Origin of the sequence: Anaerostipes sp. Marseille-Q3525, assembly GCF_018223505.1 — a bacterium.
Lineage (GTDB): Bacteria > Bacillota > Clostridia > Lachnospirales > Lachnospiraceae > Anaerostipes > Anaerostipes amylophilus.
Genome location: NZ_JAGTTT010000053.1, coordinates 1 through 6,231 on the forward strand (window position 1 = coordinate 1; position 6,231 = coordinate 6,231).

The following is a 6,231-nucleotide window of genomic DNA, read 5'->3' on the forward strand; positions in this document are numbered from 1 at the left end:
GTTATAGTTTTCTGGTGCTTTTTTAACTTTTTCAAAAAAATTTAAAAAATTTTTCATTTTTTTAAAACTTTTTTGAAACCACGTCTGTCTATATAGTATAATAGCAATAAATCAACAACAAAAAGGAGAAAAGTTATGAGAAAAAACAAAATGATGGCAGCTGCATTTGCAGTGATGATGAGTGTTTCTATGGTAGGTGGAGTACCTGTATCCGCATCAACGAATTCAGTGAAAGCGGCAACTGCAAAATCTACAGCAGGTATTCATATAAAAAATACGGTTAATCTGGATCAAAACGGCAGAGCAAAATACAATGGAACTTTTGCAAATAATGAAGAATATTATAAATTCACTCCATCTAAAACAGGAACATTAAAAATTGTTTCAACAGGCGGTTCAAATTATGTTAAAAATTGTCTTCGAGAAGAATTTTCAAATCAAATGCTTGTAGATTATCCTTTTATTTTTTCACCAAATGGATATTCATTAACAACAGAGTATACATTAGCTAAAGGAACAACCTATTTAATCGGAGCTTTAAATTGTGGCTCAGATAATGCTAGTTACACGATTGCTTTTCAATTCAAAGAGCTGAAAGAGTCATTCCCTGAAAGCTATGATACTCAGAATGAAGAGATGAGTGATGCAAAATATGTAGAATTAAACAAGAGATACTATGCAGTACGTGCAATCAGTGAAACAGCAGATTGGTTTAAGTTTACAGTAAAATCTGAAGCAGATATTTCTGTATCAGGTGATGTAGTAGATTGGGATGTTTATAACAGTAATGGGGCACCCGTAAATCAATCAACAGGGTTAAAAAAAGGTACATACTATGTAAATTTCCATGCAAGAAATGCCAATGGACAATATAGTTTTATAGTTATTGATAAAAAAGCAGCTCAAAATAATAATAAAAAGCCTAATAATACAGTAACAAAACCAAAAGCAACCTACATTACAAAATTAACAAAAGGTTCCAAACGCTTCAAAGTCAGCGTAAAGAAACAGTCTGTAACAGGATATCAAGTTCAGTATTCTTTAAAGAGTAACTTCAAAGGATCAAAAACAAAATCATTTAAAGGAACATCTTACACAGTCAAAGGCTTAAAAGGAAAGAAAAAATATTATGTAAGAGTTCGTTCTTATAAGAAATCTGGAAGTAAGACTTTATATTCTGCATGGTCTGGTAAGAAGAGCGTGAAGACTAACAAATAATTCATAACAAAAATTTAAAATCATAAAACTTTTCCCATCACCTCCCTGTCTAAGTAATATAAGCAACAGACATGGAGGTGATGCTATGAAAGACAGGTTTATGCAATGGATCATAGCACTGATCAAACTGGATCGGAGTTATTTTCTAAAAGATACGGAAAGAAGGAACCATGCATACAAACAAATGAGAAAGAAAGAGGAACAACGATGGAAATCAAAGAAGCAGTCATAAAAGCACAAAATGGAGATCAAAGTGCATTTTCATTTTTATATGAAGAAACATACAAAAGTAAATATTATCTGGCATTAAAATACATGAAAAATAAAGAAGCCGCAGAAGATGTGCTGCAAGATGCTTATCTGAAAGTATTTTCCAAACTAGGGACTCTGAAACAGCCAGAAGCATTTGAAGGCTGGCTTGGAATGATCGTTGCCAATACTGCAAAAAACATGTTGGTAAAGAAGAATCCTCTTTTATTTTCAGAGATGGCGGTAGATCAGGAAGGGGAAGAATATGTCTATGATGTAGAAGACGAAGATTCGGAAAATCAGCCCGAACTTGCATACACCAGAGAAGAAACAAAAGAACTAGTACATATTCTGTTAGATGGTTTGTCTGAAGAACAACGAATGGCTATCTTAATGTTTCATCTTGAAAATGCTTCAATCTCAGAGATTGCACAGGCAATGGACTGTTCCGAAAATACAGTAAAATCAAGATTAAATTACGGACGAAAGAATCTAAAGATTCAGGCGGAACAATTACAGAAGAAGGGATACAAACTTTACGCTGTGGCTCCAGTGTTACTTCTTGTATACTTGCTGCGTAATGATCGAAGTGTTATGGCAGCTGACAAGACATTCCTTGCAGATGGAAAAGCAATGGAGACAAAGATCCTTCAGGAATATTTCAAAAATACAGCGAAAACCACAGGAAAGATTAGCAATGCAAAAGCGGTAGATACAGCAGGGAAAGCAGCGGCAAAAAGTGCTGTTAAAGCTTCTATCGTAAATAAGATTGCAGCAATTGCAGTTGCAGTCGGTGTAATCGGTGGAAGTGCATATGGAATCGTCGCATGGAACAACCAGAGAAATCAGACAGCACAGATGGCAACTGCAACAACGGAAAGCTCAAACAGTACAAAAAACACATCAACATCAGAAAATAAAACATCATCTGCAACAACAGAAGCAACGACCGAACAGCCAAAACAGAAAATAAAACTCAGTGAAGTATACAAGAAAGTTTTAACAGATGTAGAAAATGGGAAATACGAATTTCCAGATTCACAGGGAAATACAGATTATTATTATTTTGTTAGAGATATGAATAAGGATGGTGTCAAGGAATTGATCGTTGCTCCAAAGTGGAGTGTAAACGAATATACGAATTATGACATACGAGTTTTTAGTTGCATAAATTCTGAAGAAGGCTATAAGTTGTCTGTTATTTCTGGACATAAGTGGATTTCGAATCTCTCAACAAATGGAGGAGTATGTATTCCATCTGATGGGAATGGACTTTTGATTCACAATTTCACCAAAGGCACTGGACAAAGCGATGTTCATCGTATGACAATTCAGAATGGAAAATTAGTCTATGGGGATACAGAGCAAACCTTTAGCATGGGGGATTCTGAATGGGATAGCTTTGCACAGGAGAATCCTGAGGCTACTTGGACTGCGATTTCTGATAAGAGCAAAATTGAAGAGTTACAATAACATAGATAATAGGGAAGTGAAACAAATGAATCTAACAAGAACAAGCAAATATGTAAGTCTTCTCCTCCGTCATAAGCCTGAGAAAGCAGAAATTCATCTGGATCAACACGGATGGGCAGAGGTTGATGAGTTAATCAAAGGTGTTTCCAAAACGCATATGTTCAATATGGAAATCCTTGAGGAAATCGTAAGAACTGATAATAAACAAAGATATTCATTCAACGAAGATAAAACAAAAATCCGTGCCAACCAAGGACATTCGATTCCTGTAGATGTAGAATTAAAAGAAGCAAAACCGCCTAAACAATTATGGCATGGTACAGGAGAGAAATATGTTTCAGCCATTGATGAACAAGGACTTCTTCACAAAAACAGACTATATGTTCACTTATCAACGAATGAAGAAACCGCGATCAAAGTTGGAAAACGACACGGAAAGCCAGTTTTATATACTGTGAACGCAGAAGAAATGTATCAGGATGGATATAAGTTTTTCTTATCAAAGAATGGTGTATGGCTGACGGATCACGTACCAGTGAAATATTTAGACAAGTACAAAAATTAGAAATATTGACAGTTGAGATTAAGTATTGTAATATTAGTTAGTGATGACTAACATGATAAAAACGGAGGAAACATTATGGAATTTGAGACATTATTAGAAAGTAGAAGAAGTATCCGTTCTTACGATGATTCAAAAGAAGTAACAAAAGAACAGATCAAACAACTTGTAGAAGCAGGAATTTTGGCACCATCATGGAAGAATTCACAGACAGCTCGTTATTATTGTGTATTAGGAGCAGAAGCGAAAGAAAAATTCGCAAAAGAATGCCTTCCAGAGTTTAATGCAAATAATACAAAAGGAACAGGTGCTTATGTTGTAACAACATTCGTAGCGAACAGATCTGGTTTTGATCGTTCCGGAAATCCAGATAATGAATGTGGAAATGGATGGGGTTATTATGATCTTGGATTACATAATGAAAACTTTATCTTAAAGGCCAAAGAACTAGGACTTGGCACCTTAGTTATGGGGATCCGAGATGGCGAAAAGATCAAAGAAATGTTAGAAATTCCTGAGACAGAGATGGTTGTATCTGTGATCTCTGTTGGATATATTAAGGAAAATCCGCCAAAACCTAAGAGGAAAGATGTAGATGATATTTTGAAATTCTTTTAGTGTGTAATATATAACTTAAAATAAACAGCCTTGTTACCATTTATTTATCATGATAACAAGGCTATTCTTTTATTTTTTAATCAATTCATATTCTTCCAACAATTTTTCAATATCCGTATCTTTGACAAACTTCAACAGCCAGCCCTTTAATTTTTCAATTGGCATTGGCAGATCCATATTAAGCAGAGATTCTCCATCCATCAATCGAACACTCGCATCCAACAAATTCCTTACATCGTACACACTTCCCCAAACCTCTGGCACTCCTCGGTCAACGTCAAGTAGTCCATACACAGCTTCCATAGCTGTTCTCACAGAATATTCAGTAGTAAAAATTGTATCTCTTGGCGTTTCAGCAAACTGACCTAAGAATGCAAAGTTAACACACCCATCAGGAATCACATCCGGGCGGTCTCTGGCGGTTCTTGGCATAAAAAATGCGGTAATATAAGGCAGCATTGTCGGTACAGTATTCGCATGATCTTTTGCTAATTCGTCGATTTCATCCAGTGGTATTCCAATATGATATAACCATTCCGCTGTAATTTCTTCTCCAGTACAATCTTTCATTGGCTTATGAATATAATTTCCTGGTGTGTCACAAAAAAGACTGTATAGCCAGATACAGATTTCACCTTCTTTTTGTTTTCGAAACTGTCCCTGACGATTGACGGTCCAGCTTAATAGCCAGTTGGAATCCTCGCAGGAAACAATACCTCCAGTTACAACCTTTCCGGAAAGAGGATCTCGTTTACAGATTCTTGTGATCGCATCAATGATCTTTGTATCACTGGTTGTGATCGTCGCAGATTCCCAACGTGTTTTACTAACATTTCCACAGAATTTCTCTGGATGACCAAAGGAAGGATCCTGTTTTGCAATATTCTTCCAAAGATTCCAGCACCCAGTGATACGAATCATTGCATCGCCATTTGCAGGTGTGTGATGATCTCCATACAGTGTACTTTCGGTACAACTTCCATTTGTCACAAAGACAAGATCATCTTTTGTCAGCGGAAGTATCTTTGTTTTAGAATTTTTGATATATTCGATACTTTTTGCAACCTTTTGATCATTTTCAAATGAAAAGATTACGTTCGTAACTTGTGTATGGAAATGAAAGATAACACCATTTTGTTTCAGATATTCGATCATTGGCAAGATCAAAGATTCATACTGATTATACCGTGTAAATTTCAAAGCTGAAAAATCAGGCAATCCACCGATATGATGGATAAACCGCTGTAGGTATAATTTCAGTTCCAAGGCACTGTGCCAGTTTTCAAAAGCAAACATTGTCCGCCAGTATAGCCAGAAATCTGAATCAAAAACGTGTTCGTCAAAGACATCCTCGATCGTTTTATTATATAATTTTTCATTTGCAGTAAAGAATAATTTCATGATCTGTTTTCGCCCTTTATCGTCGATATTGAATTTGCCAAAATTCTCAGACGGCTTTCCTCGATGTTTTGTTGCACGGCACAAGGAATAATTGGGATCTTCTTTATTCAACCAGTAAAATTCATCTAACACAGAATTTTCTGGATGTTCTAAGGATGGAATACTGTGAAATAAATCCCACAGACATTCAAAATGATCTTCCATCTCCCGGCCGCCACGCATAATATAACCACGATCCGGATCAGCAATTCCATCACAGGCACCACCTGCAATATTGGATGCCTCTAAGATATGAATATGATCTCCTGACATTTGCGCATCACGAATCAGAAAACAGGCAGCAGCAAGAGAGGCAAGACCACTTCCTACAAGATAGGCAGATTTTTTCTCTATATCTTTTGGTTTCTTTGGCCTGGCAAACGCTTCATAATTTCCACTGGAGTAATAAATTCCTTTGCTATTTTTCTTCTGTTTATTTAATTCTGTGTTTTTGTAATCCGATTTTTTCACTTTTGTTTGAGGGTAAGAATATACAAGCTTTTCTTTCTTTGACTTTTTCATTGCAACAATGGCAGCACCTGCTACAGTCAGAATTCCTAGTTTTAAGATTTTTTTATTCATTTGGGTATCAGCCTTTCTATTATGATTTAAAAATAGTTTGCATCAAAAAGATAGTTTTATTCTTTCGATATATTTGGTAAAATAAAAGA

At 35.7% G+C, this 6,231-nt stretch carries 6 protein-coding genes; 5 read left to right on the forward strand and 1 reads right to left on the reverse strand.

All coding sequences use genetic code 11. The features are described 5' to 3' along the window. Positions 1 to 135: 135 nt before the first annotated feature. The 5 genes from KE503_RS13865 (at position 136) to KE503_RS13885 (ending at position 4,120) form a co-directional block, all read left to right on the forward strand. Complete coding sequence (locus tag KE503_RS13865) at positions 136 to 1,218, forward strand: hypothetical protein (RefSeq protein WP_212385625.1); 1,083 nt, start codon at positions 136 to 138, stop codon at positions 1,216 to 1,218. Between the two features lie 85 nt (positions 1,219 to 1,303). Then, on the forward strand, positions 1,304 to 1,450 hold the full coding sequence (locus tag KE503_RS13870; RefSeq protein WP_172674562.1) for a hypothetical protein: 147 nt from the start codon (positions 1,304 to 1,306) through the stop codon (positions 1,448 to 1,450). Then, positions 1,426 to 2,940 carry an RNA polymerase sigma factor gene (locus tag KE503_RS13875; RefSeq protein ID WP_212385627.1) on the forward strand — a complete coding sequence of 505 codons (1,515 nt, stop codon included), beginning with the start codon at positions 1,426 to 1,428 and terminating at the stop codon, positions 2,938 to 2,940. The genes KE503_RS13870 and KE503_RS13875 overlap by 25 nt, the downstream gene beginning before the upstream one ends. A 25-nt stretch (positions 2,941 to 2,965) precedes the next feature. Further along, positions 2,966 to 3,505, forward strand: coding sequence for an RNA 2'-phosphotransferase (locus KE503_RS13880; protein ID WP_212385629.1), 540 nt, complete (start codon positions 2,966 to 2,968; stop codon positions 3,503 to 3,505). Positions 3,506 to 3,580: 75 nt separating this feature from the next. After that, positions 3,581 to 4,120 carry a nitroreductase family protein gene (locus tag KE503_RS13885; RefSeq protein ID WP_212385631.1) on the forward strand — a complete coding sequence of 180 codons (540 nt, stop codon included), beginning with the start codon at positions 3,581 to 3,583 and terminating at the stop codon, positions 4,118 to 4,120. Positions 4,121 to 4,189: 69 nt separating this feature from the next. Here the strand turns inward: KE503_RS13885 and KE503_RS13890 are convergent, their stop codons facing one another. Then, positions 4,190 to 6,142 (reverse strand): oleate hydratase, encoded by a 1,953-nt coding sequence (locus KE503_RS13890; protein WP_212385633.1) that lies wholly within the window; start codon positions 6,140 to 6,142, stop codon positions 4,190 to 4,192. Positions 6,143 to 6,231 lie beyond the last annotated feature (89 nt).